Annotated in this window: 22 protein-coding genes and 1 pseudogene; 10 read left to right on the forward strand and 13 right to left on the reverse strand. The window is 64.3% G+C overall.

Annotation, left to right across the window (positions count from 1 at the left end):
* Positions 1-161 precede the first annotated feature (161 nt).
* The 4 genes and pseudogenes from XarjCFBP7645_RS06880 to XarjCFBP7645_RS21345 form a co-directional block, all read right to left on the reverse strand.
* Complete coding sequence (locus XarjCFBP7645_RS06880; protein ID WP_146011379.1) at positions 162-527, reverse strand: DUF6289 family protein; 366 nt, start codon at positions 525-527, stop codon at positions 162-164.
* Between the two features lie 295 nt (positions 528-822).
* A complete protein-coding gene (locus XarjCFBP7645_RS06885) occupies positions 823-3,906 on the reverse strand; it encodes a TonB-dependent receptor (protein WP_104536786.1) in 3,084 nt (1,027 codons plus the stop codon).
* A 377-nt stretch (positions 3,907-4,283) separates the two neighbouring features.
* Positions 4,284-7,273, reverse strand: a pseudogene (locus XarjCFBP7645_RS06890) (TonB-dependent receptor plug domain-containing protein).
* 106 nt (positions 7,274-7,379) lie between these two features.
* Positions 7,380-7,580, reverse strand: coding sequence for a hypothetical protein (locus XarjCFBP7645_RS21345; RefSeq protein ID WP_146096296.1), 201 nt, complete (start codon positions 7,578-7,580; stop codon positions 7,380-7,382).
* A gap of 30 nt (positions 7,581-7,610) precedes the next feature.
* Between XarjCFBP7645_RS21345 and apbC the strand changes: the two genes are divergently transcribed.
* Both apbC and dcd read left to right on the forward strand, forming a co-directional pair.
* Positions 7,611-8,462 carry an iron-sulfur cluster carrier protein ApbC gene (gene apbC / locus XarjCFBP7645_RS06895; RefSeq protein ID WP_104536787.1) on the forward strand — a complete coding sequence of 284 codons (852 nt, stop codon included), beginning with the start codon at positions 7,611-7,613 and terminating at the stop codon, positions 8,460-8,462.
* Between the two features lie 97 nt (positions 8,463-8,559).
* Positions 8,560-9,129 (forward strand): dCTP deaminase, encoded by a 570-nt coding sequence (gene dcd / locus XarjCFBP7645_RS06905; protein ID WP_010366727.1) that lies wholly within the window; start codon positions 8,560-8,562, stop codon positions 9,127-9,129.
* A gap of 21 nt (positions 9,130-9,150) precedes the next feature.
* On the opposite strand, the gene XarjCFBP7645_RS06910 is transcribed toward dcd, so the two are convergent.
* The 4 genes from XarjCFBP7645_RS06910 to XarjCFBP7645_RS06925 form a co-directional block, all read right to left on the reverse strand.
* Positions 9,151-9,336, reverse strand: coding sequence for a LiaF transmembrane domain-containing protein (locus XarjCFBP7645_RS06910; RefSeq protein WP_104536788.1), 186 nt, complete (start codon positions 9,334-9,336; stop codon positions 9,151-9,153).
* A 395-nt stretch (positions 9,337-9,731) separates the two neighbouring features.
* On the reverse strand, positions 9,732-9,899 hold the full coding sequence (locus XarjCFBP7645_RS06915; RefSeq protein ID WP_006452352.1) for a LiaI-LiaF-like domain-containing protein: 168 nt from the start codon (positions 9,897-9,899) through the stop codon (positions 9,732-9,734).
* 27 nt (positions 9,900-9,926) lie between these two features.
* Positions 9,927-10,364, reverse strand: coding sequence for an HIT domain-containing protein (locus XarjCFBP7645_RS06920; protein WP_047126794.1), 438 nt, complete (start codon positions 10,362-10,364; stop codon positions 9,927-9,929).
* A complete protein-coding gene (locus tag XarjCFBP7645_RS06925; RefSeq protein WP_104536790.1) occupies positions 10,361-11,023 on the reverse strand; it encodes a dienelactone hydrolase family protein in 663 nt (220 codons plus the stop codon). The genes XarjCFBP7645_RS06920 and XarjCFBP7645_RS06925 overlap by 4 nt, the downstream gene beginning before the upstream one ends.
* 181 nt (positions 11,024-11,204) lie before the next feature.
* Between XarjCFBP7645_RS06925 and rimO the strand changes: the two genes are divergently transcribed.
* A complete protein-coding gene (rimO, locus tag XarjCFBP7645_RS06930) occupies positions 11,205-12,578 on the forward strand; it encodes a 30S ribosomal protein S12 methylthiotransferase RimO (RefSeq protein ID WP_104536792.1) in 1,374 nt (457 codons plus the stop codon).
* A gap of 79 nt (positions 12,579-12,657) precedes the next feature.
* Here rimO and greB read toward each other — a convergent pair whose 3' ends face one another.
* Positions 12,658-13,164, reverse strand: a complete 507-nt coding sequence (gene greB / locus XarjCFBP7645_RS06935) for a transcription elongation factor GreB (protein ID WP_104537844.1) — start codon at positions 13,162-13,164, stop codon at positions 12,658-12,660.
* Between the two features lie 106 nt (positions 13,165-13,270).
* Here greB and XarjCFBP7645_RS06940 point away from each other — a divergent pair, with 106 nt between their 5' ends.
* A complete protein-coding gene (locus XarjCFBP7645_RS06940; protein WP_181126235.1) occupies positions 13,271-14,737 on the forward strand; it encodes a rhomboid family intramembrane serine protease in 1,467 nt (488 codons plus the stop codon).
* A 412-nt stretch (positions 14,738-15,149) separates the two neighbouring features.
* Here XarjCFBP7645_RS06940 and XarjCFBP7645_RS06950 read toward each other — a convergent pair whose 3' ends face one another.
* The gene (locus XarjCFBP7645_RS06950) at positions 15,150-16,424 is read right to left on the reverse strand and encodes a hypothetical protein (protein ID WP_181126237.1); all 1,275 of its coding nucleotides are present in this window, start codon (positions 16,422-16,424) and stop codon (positions 15,150-15,152) included.
* Between the two features lie 357 nt (positions 16,425-16,781).
* Between XarjCFBP7645_RS06950 and nudK the strand changes: the two genes are divergently transcribed.
* Positions 16,782-17,381: a GDP-mannose pyrophosphatase NudK gene (gene nudK / locus XarjCFBP7645_RS06955; RefSeq protein ID WP_104536796.1), complete on the forward strand. Its 600-nt coding sequence runs from the start codon at positions 16,782-16,784 to the stop codon at positions 17,379-17,381.
* Positions 17,382-17,453: 72 nt separating this feature from the next.
* On the opposite strand, the gene XarjCFBP7645_RS06960 is transcribed toward nudK, so the two are convergent.
* Positions 17,454-18,959, reverse strand: coding sequence for a helicase HerA-like domain-containing protein (locus XarjCFBP7645_RS06960; protein ID WP_104536798.1), 1,506 nt, complete (start codon positions 18,957-18,959; stop codon positions 17,454-17,456).
* Between the two features lie 283 nt (positions 18,960-19,242).
* Here XarjCFBP7645_RS06960 and XarjCFBP7645_RS06970 point away from each other — a divergent pair, with 283 nt between their 5' ends.
* The gene (locus tag XarjCFBP7645_RS06970; protein ID WP_104536799.1) at positions 19,243-20,826 is read left to right on the forward strand and encodes a transglycosylase SLT domain-containing protein; all 1,584 of its coding nucleotides are present in this window, start codon (positions 19,243-19,245) and stop codon (positions 20,824-20,826) included.
* A 642-nt stretch (positions 20,827-21,468) separates the two neighbouring features.
* On the opposite strand, the gene asd is transcribed toward XarjCFBP7645_RS06970, so the two are convergent.
* Both asd and XarjCFBP7645_RS06980 read right to left on the reverse strand, forming a co-directional pair.
* A complete protein-coding gene (gene asd / locus XarjCFBP7645_RS06975) occupies positions 21,469-22,317 on the reverse strand; it encodes an archaetidylserine decarboxylase (protein ID WP_104536801.1) in 849 nt (282 codons plus the stop codon).
* On the reverse strand, positions 22,314-22,964 hold the full coding sequence (locus XarjCFBP7645_RS06980; RefSeq protein WP_104536803.1) for an SCO family protein: 651 nt from the start codon (positions 22,962-22,964) through the stop codon (positions 22,314-22,316). Before XarjCFBP7645_RS06980 ends, asd begins: the two co-directional genes overlap by 4 nt.
* Before the next feature lie 80 nt (positions 22,965-23,044).
* Here XarjCFBP7645_RS06980 and prmB point away from each other — a divergent pair, with 80 nt between their 5' ends.
* Genes prmB through XarjCFBP7645_RS07000 form a run of 4 tightly spaced genes read left to right on the forward strand, consistent with a single transcriptional unit; the run spans position 23,045 to position 26,611 of the window.
* Complete coding sequence (prmB, locus tag XarjCFBP7645_RS06985) at positions 23,045-23,971, forward strand: 50S ribosomal protein L3 N(5)-glutamine methyltransferase (RefSeq protein WP_104536805.1); 927 nt, start codon at positions 23,045-23,047, stop codon at positions 23,969-23,971.
* On the forward strand, positions 23,961-24,449 hold the full coding sequence (locus tag XarjCFBP7645_RS06990) for a hypothetical protein (protein ID WP_104536807.1): 489 nt from the start codon (positions 23,961-23,963) through the stop codon (positions 24,447-24,449). The genes prmB and XarjCFBP7645_RS06990 overlap by 11 nt, the downstream gene beginning before the upstream one ends.
* On the forward strand, positions 24,439-25,542 hold the full coding sequence (gene aroC, locus XarjCFBP7645_RS06995; RefSeq protein ID WP_039522212.1) for a chorismate synthase: 1,104 nt from the start codon (positions 24,439-24,441) through the stop codon (positions 25,540-25,542). Before XarjCFBP7645_RS06990 ends, aroC begins: the two co-directional genes overlap by 11 nt.
* Positions 25,535-26,611, forward strand: a complete 1,077-nt coding sequence (locus XarjCFBP7645_RS07000; protein ID WP_104536809.1) for a 2-hydroxyacid dehydrogenase — start codon at positions 25,535-25,537, stop codon at positions 26,609-26,611. The genes aroC and XarjCFBP7645_RS07000 overlap by 8 nt, the downstream gene beginning before the upstream one ends.
* Positions 26,612-26,657 lie beyond the last annotated feature (46 nt).

Genomic DNA, 26,657 nt, shown 5'->3' on the forward strand with positions numbered 1-26,657 from the left:
TCGGTTCCGCGCATGAAGGGGCATCCGTTGGGTCGTACCGAATAGTCTATCGAGGTGGGCGGTATTTCAGCAGCCTGCTAGGGAAGGCGCGGAATTCCTGCAACTAACCGTCAGGGCTAATCAAATGAAAGCACGGCCTGCCTCAGCCAGCTCTTTGATTATCAGTTGTACAAACCGCGCTGCCACGGGCTGGTCAAGTAGCCGTTAGGCCATGGGCCGTCTCCACACATTCCCTGTCCCCACGTATCGCAAAAGTCAGCGCGTAACTGCTGCGACACCTCGGTGTAGGCGATCGAGTTCACGTTGCGCGTATCGCATGCATAGCTGATGACGACGCGCTTGACGGTCGACGTTGTGCCCTGATGCTCAGTCTGATTACTGCAATACAGGATGCTCTGGCCAACCAGGTTTTCGTTAGCGTCGAACCACATCCAGGTACGGCCATACTGCGTCGCTGCGTTTGCTTCAGTGGTGACAGCAAGTGCACTTATTGCCAAAAAGACTGCCGCCAAAAGTACCGTTTTCATTCAACTGGCTCCTTGTTGTGCCTCAAGTCCCTTGAGGCGTAGGTCGTACCCTTTTCCTGATTAGTCCTGACGAATAGCCTGCTGCTTTGCAGATGGCGCCATTTCCCCTTGCGTTTCTAGCGTGCCCAACCTCGGTGTCGCTCAGTACATGTTTTTCAGTTGGAAATTTATGGGCAAATCGAGGTGGGATAGTTTAAAAAGCAAGAGGTACAGAGTCACTGTGATTAATGATCGGGGCTAATCAAAATCCATTAATTCACCGGAAGCGTCAAGGCGACGCTTCCGGTGGCTGCGATCAGAAGTCGTAGGATGCAGACAGGCGCACATAGCGCGGAGTGTTGTAGCTGTAGTTTTCTAGGCCAATTCCATATGTATTTGAAACCAGGCCGGGATCTGTTTCATAAACTCCGTCGATGCGAGTGACAGCGCGATCATTAAGGACGTTGAACACCTGGAGCCCGAGAGCAAACTTGTGTTCGGCGAACGAAGGGCGATATGTCACGCCCAGGTCGACGTTCTTGATCCAGGGGGTCCGGCCAGCATCACCGGGTCGCGAGGGCTGGCCGCCGCAATAGTGATAAGCCGATCCGTAGCTGATCGGATCCGGGTTCTCTGGATCGTTGAAATAGCCCAGGCAGGAAACGGGTGTACCTGACATGACACGCAGGGTAGCTGATGCCATCCATTCTGGCGTGATCTGATAGGCGCCGAACGCTTTCAGTTGATGGCGACGATCATTTGCCAAGCTGCCGCCCGCATAGTACATCAGCGCCGCAGCATCCCAGTCCTGCGTTTTGGAAACGTCAGATTGCCCGATATCTGACTTGACTTGGCCTTCAGTATTGCCATAACTGTGTGACCAAGTGTAATCGATGCGGCCGTACCACTTCTCATCGAACGGGTGTTCCAAAAAGAGGTCAACCGCAATGTAACTACGCTTGGCCTTATCGGTGAAGCCCCAGTCCGATTGGGACATCTGCAGCTGGGTGAAGCCCGATCCATCGCGATTTGCGAGATTGTAGGTGTTGGTTTTGCCTGGATTGAAAATAACGCAATACGGAATATCGATGGTCCTGGGATCGATTCCTTGTGATGCAAGTTTCAGGTCGCCACGTGCGGTGTAGTCATCGTTATGCATGTCGCAGACGTCGTCGATTGCCGCTTCCAGCTTCCGATACGTTGCCTTGGCGCCAGAGTTCCAACTTTCGCCAATCGTCTTTTCAAAGCCAAGAATCAACTCATCCTGGTACTGCGACTTCAAGTCGCTTGGAGCAAATGCTCCTGGGTTGGGTGCTTGACCAAATTCGCCGTTGGCCGAAACCGGTCCCGGCCCGAACGGCGTCAAGCCAGTGGGTTCGCCGTTGGCGTCGATGCCGGTATAGGTGAAATATTGATCGGTATAGGTCGATGCCGACGCGCCGCGGATGGCAACGCTATTAGGAAGCGCCAGGTAGTAACGGCCGAGATTAGCGAATATCTTCAAAGATGAGTCGCCAAAGACATCCCAGCTCGCTCCTAGACGCGGAGCCCACTGGTCACCGCTATCCACGTAGGCGACATGATCACTGTTGAAGTTGGTGAACTGGTCGTTGCGGATGCCCAACGTCAGCAGCCAGTTGTCGTTAACCTGCCAGCGATCTTCCAAGTAATACGCTTTTTGCTCCACTGCCATGCTTGTGGTGGTGGTGAAAATACGTTGTTGGGCGTAGAACCCGTTGGAGCCAGCTCCGGGAGCACCGACGCCCAGTCCTGGACGTACTGGTGTCTGCTCTGTGAGAGCGCGTCCATAGATCCATTGGTATCCGGGACCGGTGGTGCGTACGCCCTCGTCATAGGCATTGAAGTACATGTTGTCCACGCCGGCGGTGATGTCGTGGCCACCCAATCGATAATTCAGCTCCAGACGCAGGCTGCGAGTCTTGTTGATCGGATCCTCCGCCTTCGCGCGGTTGGTCGTCTGATTGTTGCGGATCGGCGTACCGCCGTTCAGTGCGGGGTTCTGGCTAGTGACGCTGCCAAGGAACGGCAGGTCGGAGATAAATGGGTTGAATTGTTGATTATGCTGGTTGCTGCGTCCCCATGTAGCGTTCAAGGTCAGATCGTCCGTCAAGTAGCTTGTGTACTTGAAGATGTCGTAGCTGTCTTTGATCTTGAATGTATCTGGATAGGTTCCGGTGCGATCGCCACTCACTAGGCCATCGTAATCGAACGAGGTGTAGTAACCACTACGGCGATCAGTATTTTGAACGCGCGTGTATTCAAGGATATTGCTGTCGTTGATGTTCCAGTCGACTTTTCCGTAAAACTTTGGAGTGCTGTATTCGTAATTATTGCGGGCCTGGATGCTTGCATTGCTGGCGTTCGTGCCTACGCCGTCAACTTTTTCACTTTCCCCAGCCACAAAAATGAAAAGTTTATCCTCGATCAGCGGGCCGCCGGCGTATGCACTGTAGACAGTGCGTGTTTGCTTGTTGTCCTTGCCGGCGCGGTACAAGGTGCCCGGTTGGTCCGGCGTATCGTATTCGTAGCCATCGGGGAGCGCTGCATTGGGGTACCACACGTCACCACGCGAACTCGCCAGCGAATCTGGCTCCCAAACGGTCTGCACACCAAAATGCCATTCATTGGTGCCGCGCTTGCCGAGCTGGTTGATCACGCCGCCTGTGGAACGGCCGTACTTGGCGCTATAGCCGCCGGTATAGGTTTCCTGCTGGTCGATGGCGCCGTAGGGCAGGCTGACGCCACCCAGGTTGCTCAGCGGATTGCTGACGTTGAAGCCGTTGATGTAATACGCATTTTCGGTAACGCCCGAGCCGCCGAAAGACACCACGGAGCGCGAGCCGTTGTTGAATGCGCCGGCACCTGAAACAGCGCCGGGAGCAAGCAGCGCAATCGCTTCCGCACTACGGCCCAGCGGCAGGGTTGCCAGCTGTTCGGACGTGATCACCGAACGCGAGCTGGTGGAGCTGACGTCGATCTTCGGTGCATTGGCGGCAGTGACCGTGATCGCGCCGAGCGTCGTTGCATCGGTGCTGCCGCTGGCAGCTGCGCCAGCAAACGACACCTCGGTGCCGGATCCGACGCGCAACTGCACGTTCTTGCGGGTATCGACGACCTGATCGCCACGCTTCAAGGTGACGGTGTAGGCGCCGACCGGCAACGAGCCAAGGTTGTAACGGCCATTGGCGTCGATGGTGATGGTGCGGCTGAGGCCGGTGTCGCTCTGAACGACGATGGTACTACCGGCCTCCGAGGGAGCGCTACCGTAGATGCTGCCGGTCGTGCTTTGTGCATAGACCGCGCCATTGACGAGACAGGCGCCGAGCACAACAGCCAGAGCGGTGCGCTTGAGAGCATGACGACGAATTTGATTGCTCATTCCTAACCTTTCAGCTGGGTATCGAGAGAAGTGGCGGTCACCGGAGAGTCAGATGGCCTTAACCCGAACGTAATGAATGTGTGGTCGGAGTCGCAAGCGTTTTGAATGATTCGTTAATGAAAAGGGTGAGATCCGCATCGAATATGCGGATCTGCGCACAAATTGCCGGGCATGCGGACAAGTGCGTACTCAGGTGGCACAGGTATTCATTTTTGTCAGTGCGCGTGATGCGTGGTGACAGCTCGCCGATTAAACGAACGCTGCATGGCGCCGCGTGCATCTTTCGATCGTCGATTTTGCTTGGCTGGTTTCATCTGAAACATCGATTCAAAAAAAGACCCCGGTGGACGGGGTCTTTCCATGCATCGTCGACGGCCTCAGAACCGGACTGTCGTACCCAGGTAGAAAAACCGCCCGATGTTGTCGTACAACGCAGAGTTGAAGTCCGAGCCGAAGTAATTGCGCGGCGGATCCTTGTCGAAGGCGTTGTCGATGCCGAGGTAGACGTCGATCTTCGAGCCGGGGAACTGATAGCCGAACTGGACGTTGTGGTAGGTGTACGCGCCGTTCCTGATCGGGCTGGCCGAGCCCGGATTGCTGTTGTAGCTTTCCGGCGTCACGCGCAGGTTGCCGTCCACATAGTTCATGTCCCACGAGGCGCGCCATGCGTTCCAGTTGTACTTGGTCTGGAACTGCGCGCGCCAGCGCGGGTCGGTCACGTAGGTCACGTACTCGTCGTATTCGGCCGGGAAGTCCTGGAACACCCATTCGCGCGACTGGATCAGGCGCGTACCGACAAGGCGCAGCACGGTATTGCCTTCGCCGAGCTGGAAGCGGTAATCCATTTCCAGATCCACGCCCACACGCCGCGAGCGTGACAGGTTTTCGTTGAGTGCCTGCCAGCCGATGATGCTGTGCTCGGGATAGATGCGGCCCTGCGGGTCGGTGAATCCGCCCAGCGGGGCGCGCTGCACGAAGCCGCAGAAGCTGTTGTTGATGCCGCCTGGATTGTCCACGCAGCGCGTGGCATTGGTCTCTGCGGTCACGGTGCCGATCGCGTCCTGCAGGTCGATGCGCCAGTAGTCGATCGACATGCCGAAGCCGTCGAAGAACTCCGGCTGCCACACCAGGCCGTAGGACAGGCTGCGCGCGCGCTCCGGCTTCAGCTCCGGATTGCCGCCGCTCACGCCGGGACGGGTGGAGGTGAAGGTATCGATCCAGCCCACCGGCACGCCCAGCGCACTGCAGTTGGCCTGGCGCAATGCGACGTCGCCCGCGGTGCCTGGGCGATTGGTATTGGTCGGCAGATAGTTGCAGGGATCGTTGATGGTTGCGAAGTTTTCGCTCTGCGAGTCGTACAGCTCACCGATGCTGGGCGCACGCACTGCCTGTGCCACGGTGCCGCGCAGACGCAGCGACGGGATGATGGTCCAGTCCAGGCCCACGTTCCAGGTCTTGGTCGAGCCGATGCTGTCGTAGTCCGAATAACGCCCCGCCACATCCAGCGCCAACCGGTCCACGCCCGGCAGGCCGGCGAGCAACGGAATGGTGCTCTCGACGAAGACTTCCTTGACGGTGTACTCGCCACCGCTATTGGGAATAGCGTTGAGGAAGGTCGCGCCCGAGGCTGCCAGCGGATCGGTGATTTCCTCGCTCTGCTCCTTGCGGTATTCCACGCCACCGGCAAACCCGATGTCGCCGGCCGGTAGCGACAGCAGGTTGCTGTTGGCCACCGATGCGCTGAACACGGTCTGCTGGATCTTGGCCTGCGAGCGTGCGGTGGTGTTGAACCACGCCGCTGCCTGCGGTGTCACCGCGCCGTTGCCGAACACGCTGAATGGCACGCAGCCTTCGCGCGCCAGTGCCGAATAGACGCGATTGGTGTGGGGGTTGATCGCGTTCGGATCCAGCGTGGTGCGGCAGACGATGTTGCCGCTGGCATCACGTGCGGCATCGATACCGGCCTGCCAGCGCTCGTTGATGCGGTTGTTGAGATTCAGGCGGTCGACCGTGGTCTTGCCGTAGTTGGCGGATACGTCATAGCTCCAGTTGTCGGTGAAGTTGCCTTCGGCACCGAGCACCGCGCGATAGGTCTTGCGCTCGATGTTCTCGCCGCGACGGCCGGCATCGACATTGAAGCGGTTCATCAGGATCTGCGTGGCACCACGCGAGTCCATCAGCGCACCGAGTTCGGGGCTGACATACGGATTCTGGCGACGCACGCGCAGCGAACTGTCGAAGGCCGGCTGGCCGAAGAATTCCGAGTCGGTCTCGCTGTACTTGCCTTCGAAGAACAGGCGATGGTTCTCGCTGACCTCGAAGTTGATCATGGTGTTGACGCTCTTGCGATCGAAGCCGGGCTGCAGGTCGGCGACCGCATTCAGATCAACGAAATCGCAATCCACGCACGAGGTGTTGCTGACCACCGTGCCGTTGTAGCGGTTGCGGCGGAAGCTGCCGTCTTCGTTGAACAGATAGCGGTTGCCATAGCTGGCCGGGTTGCGGAAATCGAAGGTGCCCAGGTTGAAGGTGCCGCCGTAGGACGTGGAATGATTGCCGCCCGGGCCGCTGAGCACGTTCTGCGGATTGCGCTCGCTCGGCGGTTGGCTGGGATCGAACGCGGGGTTAGGAACCGACACCAGATACTCGCGGCCGATGGCGCGGTTGCCGCGGCCGAAGCGGTCCTGCTTGCTGTATTCGCCCGACACCGCGATGTTGCCGCGGCCGTCCGCAAAGTCGGTGCCTGCCGAGAAGCTGGCGAAGGAGCGGTTGTAGTTGCCCTCATCGGCCAGGCCGGTCTGCGCGCGCGTCTCCAATCCGGTGAAGTTCTTCTTTAGGATGAAGTGACCACGCCGGCCACTGCGTCGGCGCCGTAGACGGCCGAGGCACCACCGGTGATGACTTCGACGCGTTCCACCCATTCCACCGGAATCGTGTTGACGTCCACGGCAGTCGAACCCGGGCTGGAACCCACGTGGCGACGGCCGTTGACCAGCACCAGTGTGCGGTCGGTGCCCATGCCGCGCAGGTCGAGCAGGCCCAGCCCGGCGGTACCGATGAAGCGGGTGGAATTGCCCAGCGTGTAGCTCGGTGCCAGCGCCGGCATGCGCGCCATCAGATCGCTGATGGTGGTCGCGCCGGTGGCGCGGATTTCCTCGGCACTGATCGCGGTGACCGGCGAGGGCGTGACGAAGCCGGTACGCGCAATGCGCGAGCCGGTGACAGTGACCTTGTCCAGATCGGTGGTGCCGGGTGCGACCTCGTTTTCTGACTGCGCCGCGGCGTGGCCGGCAGAAGCGGCCAGCACGGTAAACAATGCGGTGCTCAAACGATGACGCTGGGTGTGTTGCTGAAGACGACTCGACATGATGGTGCGGATTCCTCGCCGGATGTTGCGAAACAGCAGTGCTCACTGAGCGCTGGCTGAACTGGTCCCCGAACGTAACAATTCCTTAACCATGTGTCCATATTTGTTAAATTTGTCGCTGCCTGACACATGACTTGGCGTGCAGTGCCGGCGTCTGGCCGCGCTGGGAAACGCGTCTGCCCGTGGCCGAGTCGGTAAACTGGCGATCTTTCCAGCGCTGCGGCTGGCGATGCGGCGATCGCTGCGTTGGCAGCGCACGACGAATCAGGCAGGCAATGACGACGATGGTGCAACGTGCTTCAAGCATGGCGATCGACCTCCTTCAGAGCGCACGCGCATGACGGGCGAGCGCAGAATCCCCGCGCATGCGGTGCAGGGCGCGCTGGCGCCGCACCCGCGGATCCGCAATGTGATTGCGGTCGGTTCCGGCAAGGGGGGGGTGGGCAAGTCCACCACCGCGGTGAATCTGGCGCTGGCCTTGTGCCAGCAGGGTGCGCGCGTCGGGGTACTGGACGCGGACATCTACGGGCCGAGCGTGCCGGCGATGCTGGGCCTGAGCGGGCGGCCGGACAGCCCGGACAACAAGTCGATCGAGCCCCTGCGCGCGTTCGGGATCGAGGCGATGTCGATCGGCTTGCTCGTCGACCAGGACACGCCGATGATCTGGCGCGGGCCGATGGCGACCTCGGCATTGACCCAGCTGTTCAACGACACCCTGTGGGACGACCTCGATTACCTGCTGATCGACCTGCCGCCGGGCACCGGCGATATCCAGCTGACCTTGTCGCAGAAGATCCCGGTGGCCGGTGCGGTCATCGTTACCACGCCGCAGGACATTGCCACGCTGGATGCGCGCAAGGCCTTGAAGATGTTCGAAAAGGTCGAGGTGCCGGTGCTTGGCATCGTCGAGAACATGGCCGTACATACCTGCAGCCAGTGCGGCCACCGCGAGCACCTGTTCGGCGAAGGTGGCGGCGAGCGCATGGCTGCGCAGTACGGCGTGCCCCTGCTCGGTTCGTTGCCGCTGGCGATCGCGATCCGCGAGCAGGGCGATGCCGGCCAGCCGATCGTGGTGGCCGCGCCGGAGTCGGCGGCAGCGCAGGCCTATCTGGCCGCTGCCGCGCGTCTGTCCGAAGAGCTGGGCAAGCGGCCGCGCGCCAGCATCCCGATTTCGGCTTCGCTGCTGTAGCGCGCAGGCCGGCCGCTGGTGCCGGCTGCTTGCTAGACTTCGCTGCCTTTCGCGCAGGCCGCTCGGCCTACCGCCTTCCGTCTTCAAGGAACACCGCATGAGCATCAAGAGCGACCGCTGGATCAAGCGCATGGCCGAACAGCACGCGATGATCGAGCCGTTCGAACCCGGCCAGATCAAGCATGACGCCGCCGGCCAGCGCATCGTCAGCTTCGGCACCTCCAGCTACGGGTACGACGTGCGCTGCTCGCGCGAGTTCAAGATCTTCACCAACATCAACTCGACCATCGTCGACCCGAAGCACTTCGATCCGGGCAGCTTTGTCGATATCGAATCGGACGTCTGCATCATCCCGCCCAACAGCTTTGCGCTGGCACGCACGGTGGAGTACTTCCGTATCCCGCGCGACACCCTGGTGGTGTGCCTGGGCAAGAGCACCTATGCGCGCTGCGGCATCATCGTCAACGTGACCCCGCTGGAGCCGGAGTGGGAAGGCCATGTCACGCTGGAATTCAGCAATACCACGCCGCTGCCGGCGCGCATCTACGCCAACGAAGGCGTGGCGCAGATGCTGTTCTTCCAGTCCGACGAAGTCTGCGAGACCTCGTACAAGGACCGTGGCGGCAAGTACCAGGGCCAGACCGGCGTAACCCTGCCGCGCACCTGATGCAGTGGGCAGCCGTGACCTTCAGCAGGTCGCGGTGGCCCGCTCGCGGTAGCGCAGCACTTGGTGCACGCCGGCGGCGATCAGCAACGCCGGCCACCAGGTCCAAACCAGGTTGCCCAGCTCGATACGGGCCAGCCCGAGGTTGTCCAACAGAAACAGCGTGCCCAGCGTGATCAGGAACAGGGCGGCAATCAGGCGATAGCGCATGGCGGTGTCCTCGGTAGGTGTGCGCGCATGCTGCGCGCAGCACGCCCGCCGATCAGGTGCCGGAAGTCAACTGTTGCGGATGACAGACGTCATGCCGGCAAGGTCATGGCTGCATTGGTGGCCGTGTCGTGTTCGCTGGCAGTCTCACCTTCTCCCGATGGGAGAAGGGATGTCGGCGCTCTGACCAGACGCTGGGGCTGATCGACTGCTGGAATCGCTCCATTCCATGTTCATGGGAGCTAACGCCCATCATGCACACGGGCGAGAGCCGCGCCTCAAGGCGCATTGCCGCATCCAATCAGTGACAGATCAGAAGCTACGGCCGGGTAGTTCGGGAATCAACAGCGCCAGAAGCGCGCCCTTACGATTCCCCAATCCCGATTCCCGATTCCCGGCTATTTGCCGCGCCCAAACAACATCCCCACACCGCAAGCGACCAACGCCGCCGGCCACCATGTGGCGATCAGCCGGCCAAGACTGACATTGGTCCAGCCCAGGTTATTGGCCAGAAACAGCAGGCCGACGAGGATCAGGATCAGCGCGGCGACGACATTGGATTTCATGCGGAAAGGTGGTTGCAAGACGGGCGCCTATCGTAGCCGCTGCGCCCACGTAGCGACATGCTGGCGCAGCGCATCGGCCTCGAAGCGCTGCGCGCTGCCGCTGCCCCAGACCGGGCCTGGCCAGGCCGCATCGCCCGGATGCCGGCCGACCAGATGCACGTGCAGCTGCCGCACGACGTTGCCCAACGCCCCGATATTGAGCTTGGCGACCCCGGGCTCGACCCGCAGCAACTGCGAGAGCTGATTGATCTCGGCCAGCAACAGGCGTTGCTGGCCGCCATCCAGATCGATCCATTCGCTGACATCGGCGACCCGCGGCACCAGCACCAGCCACGGGAAGCGGCTGTCGTCCATCAGCCGCACCTGCGACAGCGGTCCGTCGGCGACGAACACGCTGTCCGCTGCCAGCCGCGCATCGAGTTGGAAGCCGCTCGCCTCGGACATGCCCGCTGCCGTCCCACTCATCCCAGATGCGCTTCGAAAAAACCCAGGGTACGCTCCAGGGCACGCTCGGCGCTGTCGGCGTCGTAGTGGGTGGGGTCGATGCTGCGGTTGAAGGCGTGGCCGGTCGGATACACGAAGGTTTCCATTTGCGGCAGCTTCTCGCGGTGGGCCTGGATCGCCTCGGGCGGAATGCTGGTATCCCGCTCGCCGAAGTGGAACATCACCGGCGCTTTCGGGGTTTCGTCCAGCAATTGGGTGTTGCGCCCGCCGTAGTAGCTCACCGAGGGCAGGCCCAGGCGGATCGCCGACAGCAGCGCCACCGAGCCGCCCCAGCAATAGCCCACGGTGCCGACCTTGCCGGCGCGGCTGAGCAGGGTGGCGGCGGATTTGACCACCTCCACCGCGCGCTCCAGGCCGACCGCATTGGCCAGTGCCAGGCCGCGCTGCAAGCTTTCCTGGTCGTAGGGCAGCTGCACGTCCTTCTCCTGCAGGTCGAAGAAGGCCGGCGCCAGCACTTCGTAGCCGCGCGCGGCGTAATCGTCGGCCACCGCGCGAATATGTTCGTTGACGCCGAAGATCTCCTGGATCACCACCAGGCCGCCGCGCGGGCTGGTAGTCGGGGTGGCGTGCCAGGCGGCAACCTGGCCGTCGGGGGTGTCGAGCGTGGTCCAGTGACCCATGGGAACTCCTGATGCAGGACGGGGGAAGGCGCGCATTATCGACCGGATCGACGGCCCTGCAGGTGAGGGTCTCGCTGAGATGACCTCGCTTGCCCGGCGCACGGTTCAGAGCGCTGCCCGCGCGCCGCTATAATTGCCCTACTCAGGCCCCAGGCCGCTCCGTTCCCAGGCTCCTGCTTCCATGTCCCAGCTGAACCCCAAAGTCGGCTTCGTCAGCCTTGGCTGTCCGAAGGCGCTCGTCGACTCCGAACGCATCCTCACCCAGCTGCGCGTGGAGGGCTACGACATCGTGCCCAGTTACGACGCTGCCGATGTGGTGGTGGTCAACACCTGCGGCTTCATCGATTCGGCGGTGACCGAGTCGCTGGACGCGATCGGCGAGGCGATGAACGCCAACGGCAAGGTGATCGTCACCGGCTGCCTGGGCAAGCGCCCGGAACAGATCCGCGAGGCCTATCCGCAGGTGCTGGCGGTGTCCGGCCCGCAGGACTACCAGAGCGTGATGGAGGCGGTGCACGCCGCGTTGCCGCCGCGTCACGACCCGTTCGTGGATCTGGTGCCCGACTACGGCATCAAGCTGACCCCGCGCCATTACGCGTACCTGAAGATCTCCGAAGGCTGCAACCACCGTTGCAGCTTCTGCATCATTCCGTCGATGCGCGGGGATCTGGCCTCGCGCCCGGTCGATGAGGTGCTGCGCGAAGCCGAGCGGCTGGTCCGCGGCGGGGTCAAGGAATTGCTGGTGGTCTCACAGGACACCTCGGCCTACGGCGTGGACCTGAAATATGCCGAGCGCCCGTGGCGCGACCGCATGTACCAGACCCGCATGAAGGCGCTATGCGAAGGCTTGTCGGAACTGGGCGTGTGGACGCGCCTGCACTACGTCTATCCGTACCCGCACGTGGACGATGTGATTCCGCTGATGGCCGAAGGCAAGCTGCTGCCGTACCTGGACATCCCGTTCCAGCACGCCAGCCCGCGCATCCTCAAGCTGATGAAGCGGCCGGGCGCAGTCGACAAGACGCTGGAGCGCGTGCAGCGCTGGAAGGCGATGTGCCCGGAGATCACGGTACGCTCCACCTTCATCGTCGGCTTCCCCGGCGAGACCGATGCCGAATTCGAATCCATGCTCGACTTCCTGGATCAGGCCCAGCTGGACCGTGTCGGCGCGTTTGCGTATTCGCCGGTGGAAGGCGCCAGCGCCAACGCGCTGCCCGATCCTGTGCCGGAAGAGCTCAAGCAGGAACGTCTGGCCCGCTTCATGGCCAGGCAGGCGGAGATTTCTGCCGCGCGTTTGGAATCCAAGATCGGCAGCGTGCAGCAATGCCTGGTCGACCTGATCGAAGACGACATCGCAGTGGCGCGCTCACGCGCGGACGCACCGGAAATCGATGGGCTGGTGCATATCCAGAACGGCGGCGAACGCGGGTTGAAGGTCGGCGACCTGGTCGATGTGGAGATCACCGACAGCGACGAGCACGATCTGTTCGGCGATGCGCTGCCGGCCAATGTCGCACCCCAGCAGGGGCGCGCGTTGAATCTGCAGATGGTGTAACTGGGTGCGGATTCGTCCGCATCTGTCCGTAGGAGCGCACAAGTGCGCTCCTACATGTCAGCAGATTGCGAATGGATGCCTATGGGATCGCGTAATCCACCGACACCACCACGAAGGTGTGCTTGCCCGACGGCAACTGCGCTTCGAACTCGTCGTCCACGCGTTTTTTCAACAAGGCGCGCGCCAACGGCGAGTCGATGCTGATCCAGCCGCGTCCGGCGTCGGTTTCGTCCGGGCCGACGATGCGGTAGTGCAGCAGCTCGCCGCTGTCGGCGTCCTCCAGCTCGACCTGTGCGCCGAAGAACACCGCGCGCGGGTCGGTCGGCGCGGTGTCCACCACGCGTAGCGCTTCCAGGCGTTTGCTCAGATAACGCACGCGGCGGTCGATCTCGCCCAGCTGCTTCTTGCGATAGGTGTACTCGGCGTTCTCCGAGCGGTCGCCCTCTGCCGCGGCGGCGGCCAGCGCACGCACCACCTCCGGCCGACGCACGCGCCAGAGCTCTTCCAGCTCGGCCTTGAGCCGGGCGTGGCCGTCGGGCGTGATCAGTGCGGTGCTTTTTTCGGCAGGCGGGCGCCAGCGGCTCATGGGCGGTGCGTCGGACAGCGGGGGCGCGATGCTAGCGCGCACGGCCGGCTTGCGCATCTGCCGTCGCACGGCGAAGCTTTGCGCCTTCCGGGACACGGACGTTGTCATGTTGCTGATGCCGCTACACAAACCCTGGTCGCGCCAGAACATTCCCTGGGTGACCCTGCTGCTGGTAATGATCAATGCGGTGGTCTACCTGGGCTATCAGCGCAAGGACGACGCGCTGGTCGAAAACGCGGTGCGCTACTACGTCGAATCCGGCCTCGGTGCGGTGGAGGCGCAGGCCCATGTGCGCTATTTGCAGCAGACCGGCGACACCAGGCTGCGCGCTGCGCGCCAGGCCAGGCTGGACAGCGTGCCGGCGCGGCAACGCCTTGCGTATCTGGCGCACCTGACGATGCACGACCTGGCCTTTACAGAGGCATTGCGCAGCGGCGCATTGTTCGAGGACGAGCAGCGTCTGCGCGAATGGCGCACATTGCGCGCGCCCTACGATGCGCACCTGTCCAGGGTGTTCACGCTGCGGCATCTGCAGCGTAGCTCCGAGTGGTCCCCTGCAAGGATGCTAACGGCCACCTTCCTGCATGGCAGTTTCGATCATTTGCTGGGCAACATGCTGTTCCTGCTGGCGCTGGGCACCTTGCTGGAAGGTGCGATCGGCAGCGGCTGGTTCCTGCTGCTGTACCTGCTGGGCGGGTTCGGCGCCAGCGCAGCCAGCCTGTGGTGGCGCTGGGGCGCGCCGAGCGGCGGCTTGGGCGCCTCCGGTGCGATCGCCGCCTTGATGGGCGCGTTCTGCGTGGTCTGGGGCAGGCGCAGGGTGCGCTTCTTCTACTGGTTCTTTGTGGTATTCGACTACGTGCGCGGGCCGGCGATCCTGCTGCTGCCGCTGTGGTTGGGCTGGGAGCTGTACAGCCTGCTATGGAGCGACAACGGCAGCGTCGCCTTCGAGGCGCACGCCGGTGGGCTGATCAGTGGCGCGCTGCTCGGTGTCGTACTGGTGCTGTTGCGGCGCACGCGCCCGGCCTTCATGCAGGAGAGCGAGGCAGTGCTGGTGGACGATCGCTGGGAGCGCGCGCAGCGGCATCTGGGACGCATGGAGAACGTGGAAGCCGAACGCCTGTTGGCGGAGCTGGCCAGCGAGCAGCCGCATAACCTGGACGTGGCGCTCGCGCGCTACCGCACCGCACGCAATGCCGGCCGCAACCAGGACAGAGTGCGGCTAGCGCAGACGCTGCTGCATCTGCACACACATCACGCCGAGCAGAGCCGCATCCAGCTGACGGTCGCTGCAGAACTGAGCAAGGCCGGGATCGGGTACGCGCCATCGGCACGCACGGCACTGATCGGCGCATGTCTGCGCACTGGATTGTTGGCCGATGCCGAACGTCTGTTGAAGGAAGGCGAGTCGGGGATGCCGCGCGCCGAGCTGGCGCACCACTGGTTCGTGCTGGCCCTGCGACACGGCGAGCTGCAGGACGGCGCGCAGCGTGCGCGCTTGCTGCGTCAGCTGCTGGAGCAGTTCCCCGAGCAGGCGCAGGCCAGCAAGGCGCGCTTTTTGCTCGAGAACGGGTGAGTGATTTCTGCTTGATCCGTGTTGCCAAAGCAAGCGGTGAGGGCTCCGTACACTCGACTCACCGGAGCTTTTGACCTGGCATTTGACTGCACTTGAAAGACACTGCTACGCGAGGTCCGGGTTGCTGTTGTGTCTTCTGCCTCGAGCAGAATTATCTAGCGCGGATGGATGAGTTGCAGAGCGGTGGATCTGCAGCCTGGCTGCAGGGACCTTGCCCGCCCACCCTCGCGGGACACGCCGCAAGTACGTCCTTGTAGGCTCTTACGCGGCATCCATGCCGCGTAAGGTCCCGCGACGGTGAGCGGACAAGGACCAGCCGAGATGGTCGGTGTGCAGGGCTGCGAGCAGTGCATGTCGCAAGATGCGCCAATTTTGTGGATTTACCTGTCGACTTTAAAATTTTGTTGGCCGCTCAAGCTGGTTGAATTGCCACCGCTTTCAGCGCGGCTCCCAGCTTCGCGCGTAGTGCATCGTCGTCGCATTGAGTCAGTGCGTTTTGCAGCACCGCGCGCGCCTGCTCATCGCGGCCGAACCGTTCGCCCAGCAGCAGGCCCGCATCCAGCGACCATGCCGGCATCATCCGATCGCGCGGCCATGCGGCAATAGCCGCAAGCAGGCCATCGGTCGCCAGCTGGAATTGCCCGGCCATCTTTGCGCGCTCGGCCAGCACGGTGGCCTGCTCAGGCGTCAGCGGGGTAAACGCGGAGTCGCCGTCCAGCGCTTCGCGCTGCAATGCGAGCGCGCGGCGCTCCTGTTTTTCCTGCAGCAGACGGTTGATGTACTGGCGGGTGTGCTCGCGCAGTTCGTCGTTGCGATGGTGTTGACGCAGCAGCCGTTGGTACAGCTCGTGCACCGCCAGGCTCACCGCACGCGAACGCACCGCGCCGCGCAGCGCCTGAAATGCCTCGTCGGAATGTCCATCGCGCACGTACTGTTCTGCTTCGTCGAGCAGGCGTTGATCCGGGTCTTCGCGCTCGAACGCCGCGCCACCGCTGGGCATGTAGCCCAGTTCTTCGTGGTACTGGTAGACCAGATACCCCATCAGGTGGAAGCTGGCGAACAGGCTCCAGATCGAGGCGATTACCATCGTCGCCTCGCGCACGATCGGCGGCAGATACTTCACCGCAATGAAGATCGCCGCAGTGGCGCTGCCCTGGATCACGTACAGCAGACCGTATGCGGCCAGATACGGCCAGCCGATGCGCACTGCCATGTCGATCGACACGGCAGGATTGAGCGCGCGGCGCAGGCTGCCGTCGATGGCCAGCGCAATCATCATGCCCGGCAGCAGCAACTGGACTGCCAGATAGGCGATGGTCAGGCCAGGCTTGCCAGCCAGCACGCCCGCCGCAGCAATGACGATGCCCAGCGCAAGCGCCAGCAGGACCAGCCGCAGCACCGCGCTGTCGAAGCTGTTGTAGCCCAGCCGGGGAGCGTCGGCTTGCCCGTCGGCGGTGTGGCGCAGGATGTCGAAGGCATAGGTGTAGGTCGCCATCCCCAGCACGCCGGCAACCACCAGTTTCAGGATGCCCGGCAGCACCAGCAGCGCGCTGCACAGCGTCAGCGCAATCAACGCGTACAGCGCCGATCCGCGCAGCGGATAGGTGGCGATGGCGGGAATGCGGGTCCAGAACGGTACCGGCGCGGCCTGCGCGGCAACCTTGCGTGCGCGAAAACGGTCTTCCATGACGCTCCCCAGGCGTGTGATGTGACCGGATTGTGCGGTGGCGCGCGTCGTCACGCAATTGGGGGAAGGCGAGCCGACTAAGCTGGATGGCCAGCGGCTGGCGACATGTCGCCGGCACGGTCCGGATATTGCCGGCCAGGCCATGCGTCAGTGCCGGCATTGCATCCAAGCTTGCTGTGTCCGATAGCATCGTGCGCGCATCGATAGGCCACCGATTTAGTGCATGCGTCATCTGTCTGACGCTCCAACTCAGCGACAGGTAAAATGGTGGCCCGCCGCAATCCTTGCGGCCCGTACGAGCGATCGGGCGCGCCGCGCCCCTGGCGCTGCCATCGCTCGCATCACAAGGAGTGTCGCTTGAATCCCTCTGCCACCGGCAACCCGCAGGTCCGCATTCGCAGCATCGATGTGCTCTCGGACAATTGGTATGTGCTGCGCAAGGTCACGTTCGATTTTCAGCGCAAGGACGGCCGCTGGCAGACCCTGTCGCGCGAGGCCTACGATCGTGGCAATGGCGCCACCATCCTGCTGTATAGCCGCGCCAAGCAGACGGTGATGCTCACCCGCCAGTTCCGCTTGCCGACGCTGCTCAACGGCAACGCCGACGGCATGCTGATCGAAGCCTGCGCCGGCCTGCTCGACCAGGACGATGCGCTGACCTGCATCCGCAAGGAAACCGAAGAAGAAACCGGCTACCGCATCGACAACGTGCGCAAGGTGTTCGAGGCGTTCATGAGCCCTGGCTCGGTCACCGAACGCCTGTACTTCTTCGTCGGCGAATACTTCGACGGCGACAAGGTCAGCGAGGGCGGCGGACTCGAAGAGGACGGCGAAGAGATCGAGGTGCTCGAGCTGTCCCTTGATACAGCGCTGGCGATGATCGGCTCGGGCGAGATCGCCGATGCCAAGACCATCATGCTGTTGCAGTACGCCAAGTTGCATGGCGTATTGGAGTAAGTTCACGCCAACACGCGGCAGCCTTTCAAAGCGACAGTGTCATCGCAACGTGTCGGCGGCGATCAGGGCTGATCAACACTTCCCACCAAAAATACTACCGAAGATGCCGCGCACGATCTGCTGGCCGATCTTGTTGCCCACCGTGCGCGAGGTCTGCTTGGCCATCGCTTCGAGCATGCCCTGGCGGCGGCCGGTGCCGAACACGGCATCCTTGACGGCTTTTCCGAAACCGCTGTCCTGCGTTTCCTCGTCCTCGCGCGTGCGTGCCGGCGGTGCGGCGTTGTGTTCGGCGACCTGTTCGACGCGGCGCGCCAGCAGTTCGGCGGCCGATGCGCGGTTGATCGCGGTGTCGTAGCGGGTGCCGACCGGGCTGGCCGCGCGCACCTGCGCGCGTTCGGTCTCGCTGATGGCGCCCATGCGGCAGCGTGGCGGGGCGATGAGCGTTTGCTGCACCGGTGCCGGCACCCCCTTGCCTTGCAGCGGCGACACCAGCGCCTCGCCGGTGCCCAGCCTGGCGATCGCCGTAGCCACATCGAGCTTGGGATTGCCCACGAAGGTCTGCGCCGCGGTCCTGACCGCCTTCTGGTCGCGTGGGGTATAGGCGCGCAGGGCATGCTGCACGCGATTGCCGAGCTGGCCGAGGATGGTGTCGGGAATGTCGTCGGGAAACTGCGAGCAGAAATACACGCCCACGCCCTTGGAGCGGATCAGCCGGACCACCTGCTCGATCCGCTGCACCAGCGCGGCAGGCGCATCGTCGAACAGCAGATGCGCTTCGTCGAACACGAACACCAGCTTGGGGTGTTCCAGGTCGCCCACCTCGGGCAGACGCTCGAACAGTTCCGACAACAGCCATAGCAGGAAGGTGGAATACAGTTTCGGTTTGAGCACCAGTTGATTGGCCGCCAGGAGGCCGATCACGCCGCGGCCGTCCGCAGACACGCGCATCAGGTCGGCCAGTTCCAGCGCCGGCTCGCCGAACAAGTGCTCGCCACCGTCCTGCGCCAGCCGCAGCAGGGCGCGCTGGATCGCGGCCACCGACTGGCCGGAGACCAGGCCGTAACGGGTGGACAGCTCCTTGCGTTCTTCCACCACCAATCCAAGCAGCGCGCGCAGGTCGTCCAGGTCCAGCAACAGCAGGCCGCGGTCATCGGCCAGTTTGAACACGATGTCGAGCACGCCGGACTGGGTGTCGTTGAGTTCCAGAATGCGCGCCAGCAGGGTAGGGCCCATCTCGCTGACGGTGGTGCGCAGCGGGTGGCCGAGCTGGCCGTACAGATCCCAGAACACCACCGGGCTGGCGGCCGGCGTGTAGTCGGCCATGCCGATCTCCGTGGCGCGCTGCAGCACGCCGGCGGCGCCGTCGCCCGCCACCGCCAGGCCGGCGACATCGCCTTTCACGTCGGCCAGGAACACCGGCACGCCCATGCGCGAGAAGCCTTCGGCCAGGGTCATCAAGGTCACGGTCTTGCCGGTGCCGGTGGCGCCGGCCACCAGTCCGTGGCGATTGCCGAAGCGCCCTTCCAGCACAACCGGGATGTCGTCGGTGACGCCTTTGCCGAGCAGGAACGAGGCCATTGCGCAGATCCGGTGGGAAAATCCGGATTCTAGCGGGCAATCTGGCCGGGCAAACCGGGCGGGGATCGACCCCGGATTTCGACCGCGCTGTCCGGCTGCCGGCCGCCGACAGGCGGTGTAACGACGCGGCCGGTTTGCCAGCCGCCTGCCGCCCTTCCTCAAGGCATTCCAGGCCCGGTGCGCCACTGCCAAGCTAACGGCCCACTGACCCTGGGGCGCCGCCGCCTTGCCGCGGTGTCGTCCCGGCGGCTACCCTGCCTGCCTTTCCGCTGTACTGCCTACGATGCCGCTCGCTCATTTTGGTTTGCGCCCATGGCCGGTTCTGGTCGTGGTGGCGCTGATGTCTGTCGTCCCCGCTGCCCACGCCATTTCCAAACGCGACACGGAGAAGGCCGCCGTGCTCGATGCCCGCATGGCCGCCGCCGAAAAGCGTTACCGCGATGCGCTGGTGCTGGTGAACAACTCCGACCCCAAGGGCACCGCCGAAGGCGATGCCGCGCTGGAGGACATGGAAGACGTCATCGACGCCTGCATCAAGCAGCGCGGCTGCCTGGTCGCCAATCAGCTGGCCACCTACAAGCGCCTGCTGAAGGCGCGCGCCGATGCCGAAGCACCGGCCGCCGAAGAGCCGGAAGACGACGACACCCTGCTACAGGCCGACCCGGACCATCTCGGCCCGGCGGCGAACGGCGTGCCCGAGGCAGCGCGTGCCGCCACGCTGCTCAACGACCAGCGCCACGATTTCGACAAGATGGTGCAGTACAACCCGGCGGTACAGGCAGGCATCCGCCGCTGGCTGACCGACATGCGCCCGGCGCTGCTGACCAGCTACGAGAACTACAGCAACCTGCGCGGGGTGATGTGGCCGGAATGGCAGAAGCGCGGTCTGCCCGAGGCGCTGCTGTTCGGCATCATGGCCAAGGAATCCAACGGCAAGGTGCACGCCAGCTCGCGTGCCGGAGCGGCTGGATTGATGCAGTTCATGCCGGCCACCGGGCGTCGCTTCGGGCTGGGCCCGGACGGCACCGGCTTCGACACGCGCTTCGATGCACGCAGCGCCGCCGAAGCCAGTGCGGCCTACCTCAACGAGCGCATGGCCGGGCTCAATCGCAACATCGAGCTGGCGCTGGCCGCCTACAATGGTGGCGAGGGCCGTGCCGCGCGCGTGTTCTCGCAGAGCGGCGGACGCGGGTTCTGGGACCAGGACGTCTACAACCAGTTTCCGGCCGAAACCAAGGACTACGTGCCGATGGTGATCGCCGCGGCGTGGATCTTCCTGCACCCGCGCCAGTACGGCGTGGACTTCGCCAAGCTCGACGCGCAGCCGGCCACGCTGAAGCTGGCCAAGTCGACCACCATCTACGAACTCACCATCTGCCTGGGCAGCATGGGCGCGCGCGACGGCTACATGCGCGCGTTGCGCAACCTCAACCCGCGCTATGAATCCGATGGCTGGATTCCGGCCGGCACCGTCATCAACGCCACCAACCGCATCGTCAGCCTGTACACGCGCTACTGCGTGAACGGCCCGCGCGCGGACTTGGCGCGCACGCTGATCACCGCCGACCTCAACAGCGCGATCGTGCGCAGCAGCAGCACCCCCGAGTACGTGCCTAGCGTGGCGGTGGGCGATGTCAGCCCGATGGCCGGCGTGCCGACCACCGTGGCCACCGGCCAGCCCGCGATCGCCAAGCCCAAGGCCAAGCAGGCGCGCAGCTACACCATCGCCAGGGGCGACACGCTCGGTCGCGTTGCGCAGAAGTATCAGTGCGAGATCAAGGAGCTGGCCAGGGCCAATGGCCTGAAGGCGCCATCGTATGCGCTCAAGCCCGGGCAGAGCATCAAGCTGGCCGGCTGCGATCGCTGATCAGCGCTTGCAGTACCGCGTGGGTTAGAGCATCGGCCAGCTGCTTCGGAGAGCTGCGTTGGGCCGCTTCTGTGTGAGCGGTCGGGCGCCCCGTAGGAGCGGACCTGGCCGCGACGAAGCTGCTCCGGTAACTCCAGCACAGGCAAGGCGGCTCCAAACCGGAGGCTGGAGTGCCGAGAGGCGCAAGCACCTCCAGCCTCACTGCGAATGCCACGTCGCGGTCGGGCCCGCTCCTACACCCGCATCGTTCTTGTTGGGAGCCGTACTGGGCATCGGTCTTGTAGCGAGCGAGCCTGAGTGCGACGCCGCTGTCATGGTGGCGTTTCGCCGCGGACAGGTGTTCCTGCTCGGCGTAGGTCATCGAGCTGACCAGCGGAGATCGTTGGTCAGTGCGGGCGTATCGCATCGGGGCACTGCGCCGGGCTGCGCCATGGTAGGAGCGGACCTGGCCGCGACGAAGCAGTCCCGGTCGTTCCAGCGCAGGCGACGACGCTCTACATCGAAAGCTGGGAGTGCGACATGCGCCTGCGCATTGAATTTCGTCGGGAACACCTTGTCGCGGTCAGGCACGCTCCTACGAGGACGTCGCTGCGTTGCATCACTTGCGTGCAGAAGCGGGCAATCGCAGGCGCGCCGCCGTGATCAGCTCGGCTGGCGACGTGCGAGCGCCTGCCCCAGGCGCACCGATGTCTCCGCGGCAAGTCCGCCGTCGAGCTTTGCGACACCTGGCGGCAGCAGCACGATCACGGTCGAGCCGTAATTGAAGCGCGCCATCTCCGCAAACCGCTCCAGCACGATGCCCTTGCCGCGATAATCCTTGCGCGTGATGCGGTCGCCGTAGCGCGGGATCTCCACGCCGCTCCACACCGTTTCCACGCCCGACACCAGCAGCGCGCCCACCATCACCGAGGCCATCGGGCCGAAGTCGGTGTCGAAGTGGCAGACCAGGCGCTCGTTGCGCGCGAACAGCCGCGGCACATTGCGCACCGCATCCGGACCAACGCTGAACAGGCGGCCGGGCACGTGCACGGTCTCGCGCAGGGTGCCGGTCCACGGCATATGCACGCGGTGGTAGTCCTTGGGCGAGAGGTAGACGGTCGCGAACAGGCCGTCGTTGAACGGCAGTGCCGCTTCGGCGTCGCCGAGCAACTCGGCGGCAGTGAACGACTGCCCCTTGGCCTGGAAAATGCGGCCGTTCTCGATCGGGCCGAGCTGGCTGATGCGGCCGTCGGCGGGCATCAGCAGCGCCGCAGGATCGGCGTCGGGCACGCGTGCGCCCGGCTTCAAGGCGCGGGTGAAGAATGCATTGAAGGTGGGATAGGCGCGCGGGTCCGGTTCCAGCGCCTCGCCCAGGTCCACGCCGAACTTGCGCGTGACTGTGTCGATCAACCATTGCTTGGTCGACGGCGTATCGGAATAGGCCAGCGCGCGCGCCAGCGAGGACAGCAACCGGTGCGGCAGCACGTAGGTCAGGGAAGTGACGAGACTCACGGAGCGGTTACCTTGGTCAGTTGCTGGAGGTCGGCGGCGATCGCCTTGGGGTCGAGCGGGGGACGGATCAGTCCGGTCAGGCGGCCCTGCGGGTCGAGCACGGCGATGCCGGCCGAGTGATCCATGCTGTAGTCGTTGGGATTGTCCGCAAAGCCCTTGCCGGGCACTTTCTGGAACACGAAGCCCAGCGCGGTGGCGAAGCGCTGCAGCGCCGGCACCTCGGCGGTGGCGGCCAGGGTGTCCTTGTGGAAGGCATGCGCGTATTCGCCCAGGCGCGCCGGCGGGTCGCGCTGCGGGTCCACCGACACGAACAGCACGCGCGGGCGCAGGCCATCGGGGATGCTTTCCCACTGCTGCTGCGCCACCGCCAGATCGGTCAGCGTGGTCGGGCAGACGTCCGGGCAGAAGGTGAAGCCCAGGAACACCAGCGTCCAATGTCCCTTCAGCTCACCGGGTACCAGCTGGGTGCCGTCGGACTGGCGCAGGCTGAACTGCGGCAGCGTGCGTGGTTGCGGATAGAAGGTGATGGTCCGGGTGGGCGGCCAGGGCGAGCTGGGCGCGGCGCCGAGGAACTTCTGGCCCAGCAACAGCCCCAGGCCGGCGGCCAGCGCCACCAGCAGCACGATGCCGGTATTGCGATTGAACATGGCGGTTTCCAGTGCAACGGACGCTCATGATACCGATCCGACCTCTATAATCGGGGGCCGATTCCTCTTTAGTTGTTGCCATGACTGCCGCCGCGGCCGACGAACTGCACACCATCATCGACCTGATCCGCTACGGCACCAGCCGTTTCAATGCAGCCGGTCTGACCTTCGGCCATAGCTACGACAATGCGCTGGACGAGGCCACCCAACTGGTCCTGCACAGCCTGCATCTGCCGCACGATCTGGGGCCGGCCTATGGCCAGGCGCGCCTGCTGCGCTCGGAAAAGGAGCAGGTGCTGGGCTTGTTCGAGCGCCGCATCCACGAGCGCGTGCCGGCGGCGTACCTGACCGGCGAGGCATGGTTCGCCGGGCTGAGTTTCAAGAGCGATGCGCGCGCGCTGGTGCCGCGTTCGCCGATCGCCGAGCTGATCGAGGCCGGCTTCGAGCCCTGGCTGGGCGGCCGCGAAGTCACCCGCGCGCTGGACCTGTGCACCGGTTCGGGCTGCATCGCGATCGCCATGGGCCACTACAACCCGCAGTGGGACGTGGACGGCGTGGACATCAGCGACGACGCGCTGGCACTGGCCGCCGAAAACAAGGCGCGCCTGCATGCCGACAATGTCACCCTGCTCAAGTCGGACCTGTTCGCCGGGCTGGGTGGCCGCCAGTACGACCTGATCGTCACCAATCCGCCGTACGTCACCAACGACGAAACCGACGCACTGCCGCAGGAGTATTCCTACGAGCCGGAGCTGGGTCTGCGTGCCGGCGACGACGGCCTGGATCTGGTGCTGAAGATCCTGCGCGATGCGCCGCAGCACCTCAGCGAAGATGGCCTGCTGATCTGCGAAGTGGGCGAGTCCGAGCAGCACCTGATCAAGCTGCTGCCGGAAGTGGATCTGGCCTGGGTCGAGTTCAAGGTCGGGCAGATGGGCATCTTCGCGGTCGAATGCCGCGAGCTGGTCGCGCACGGCGCGCGCATCGCCGAGCTGGCCAGTGCGCGCTGAGTCGTCCATCGCGCGGCCGCAGCTGAGCGATCTGCTGTTGCTGGTGCCGGTGTCCATCTTCGGCGTCGGCATTCCGCTCGGTTTGGTCGACGTGGTGTACCGCCTGTTCGACCCGATGTACGGCGGTCCCTCGCCACAGCGCTGGTTGAGCGCGGGGGCGGAGATCGGCTTCGGCCTGATGGCGTTTTTCGGCCTGGTATCGGCGTGGATCGTGGTGGTCAGTTCGGATGCGGCCTTGCGTGCGCACCGGCGCCGCACGCTCATCGTGGCACTCGGCCTGCTGGTCGGAATCGGCGTTGCGCTGTACCTGCTCGCCGATTGGCTGCTCAGTGAGCGCGACAGGCTGGATGCATTTGTACTGGTGTTCAGCGGCCTGTTGGCGGTGGCGCCGTTGCTGGTGGCGGCACGTCACCTGCCGCGCATCCTGCGCGCCACGCCACCTGCTGCACTGTTGAGAGGATGCCGTCATGGGCAGTAACAGTTTCGGCCGCCTGTTGACGGTCACCACCTTCGGCGAGTCGCACGGGCCGGCGATCGGCTGCGTGGTCGACGGTTGCCCGCCGGGCCTGGAGATCGCACCGGAAGAATTCACCCACGATCTGCAGCGGCGTGCATCCGGCAAGAGCCGGCACACCTCGGCACGCCGCGAAGCCGACGAGATCGAGATCCTGTCCGGCGTCTACGAAGGCCGCACCACCGGCACGCCGATCGGCCTGCTGATCCGCAACACCGATCAGCGCAGCAAGGACTACAGCAACATCGCCCAGCAGTTCCGCCCCGGGCACGCGGACTACACCTATTGGCAGAAGTACGGCATCCGCGACCCGCGTGGCGGTGGGCGCTCGTCCGCGCGCGAGACCACCATGCGCGTGGCCGCCGGGGTGATCGCCAAGAAATGGCTCAAGCAGCGCTACGGCGTGCTGGTGCGCGGATTTCTATCGCAGCTGGGCGAGATCCGCCCGACCGGTTTCGACTGGAATGCGGTCGAGGACAATCCGTTTTTCTGGCCGCATGCCGAGCAGGTGCCCGAGCTGGAAACCTATATGGACGCGCTGCGCAAGTCCGGCGACTCGGTCGGTGCGCGCGTGGACGTGGTGGCCGGTGGCGTGCCGGCGGGCTGGGGCGAGCCGATCTACGGCAAGCTCGATGCCGAACTGGCCGCCGCCTTGATGAGCATCAATGCGGTCAAGGGCGTGGAGATCGGCGACGGCTTCGCCAGCGCCGCGCAGAAGGGCACCGAACACCGCGACCTGATCACCCCGGAAGGCTTTCTCAGCAATCATGCCGGCGGCATCCTGGGCGGCATTTCCACCGGCCAGGCGATCACCGCCTCGATGGTGCTTAAGCCGACTTCCAGCCTGCGCCTGCCCGGCGCGACCGTGGATGCGGACGGCGCGGTGGTCGATGTGATCACCACCGGCCGCCACGACCCCTGTGTCGGCATCCGCGCCACCCCGATCGCCGAGGCGATGATGGCGCTGGTGTTGATGGACCAGGCCTTGCGTCATCGCGCCCAGTGCGGCGATGTCGGCGAGGTGGCGCCACGCATTCCCGGTCAGGCCGATGTCTGAGTCGCCACGCGTCAAGGTGTGGGTCAGCCAGCCGCTGTTCGACGATGTCGTCGCGCAGCTGGGCGAGCATTTCGAGCTGACCACCACCGCGCGCGTCACCGCGTATTCGCCGGCCGAGCTGGCTGCGCGGCTGGCGTCGCTGGACGGTGCGCTGATCACCCTCAACGAGCGTATCGGCGCGGCGGAAATCGCCTCTGCGCCGCAACTGCGCGCGATCGCCAACGTCGGCGTGGGTTACAACAACCTGGATCTGGACGTGCTCAGCGCAGCCGGCATCCTGGCCAGCAACACCCCGGATGTCCTGACCGAGACCACAGCCGATCTCGGCTTTGCCTTGCTGATGGCCACCGCGCGCCGCATCACCGAAGCCGAGCGCTGGCTGCGCGACGGGCAGTGGGGGCAGTGGTCGTTCAAGACCATGCTTGGTGCCGATCTCCACGGCAGCACGCTGGGCATCCTGGGCATGGGCCGGATCGGGCAGGGCATCGCCCGCCGCGGCGCGCACGGCTTCGGCATGCGCGTGCTGTACCACAATCGCAGCCAGCTGCCGGCCGCCACCGAACAGGCGCTCGGCGCGCAGTACGTGGACCGCGATACGTTGCTGGCGCAGGCCGATCACCTGGTGCTGGTGCTGCCTTACAGCAAGGACTCGCACCACATCATCGATGCCGCGGCGCTGGGCAAGATGCGCCCCACCGCCACGCTGGTGAATATCGGGCGCGGCGGCCTGGTCGATGAAATCGCGCTGGCCGATGCGCTCGCCAACGGGCGTCTGGCCGGTGCCGGCCTGGATGTCTACGAAGGCGAGCCGGCCGTCCGTCCCGAACTGCTTGCCCTGCGCAACGTCGTGCTCACCCCGCATATCGGCAGCGCCAGCCTGGCCACGCGCCGCGCGATGGTGCAGCTGGCGGTGGACAACCTGATTGCCGCGCTGGGCAAGGGCCCCAATGCCGGCCATCCGCCGAGCGCGCTGAATGCCGATGCAGTGGCTGCTGCCAAACAGGGCGGCGCGCGCGCTGGCGAAGCGACCAGCACCGGCGCCGGCAAAACCATCACGACCAAACGATAGGGAACCTCCGCGGCCAGCTTTGGAGGTTCCCCGAACCCACTGCGCA

This window comes from Xanthomonas arboricola (genome assembly GCF_002940665.1).
Lineage (GTDB): Bacteria > Pseudomonadota > Gammaproteobacteria > Xanthomonadales > Xanthomonadaceae > Xanthomonas > Xanthomonas arboricola_B.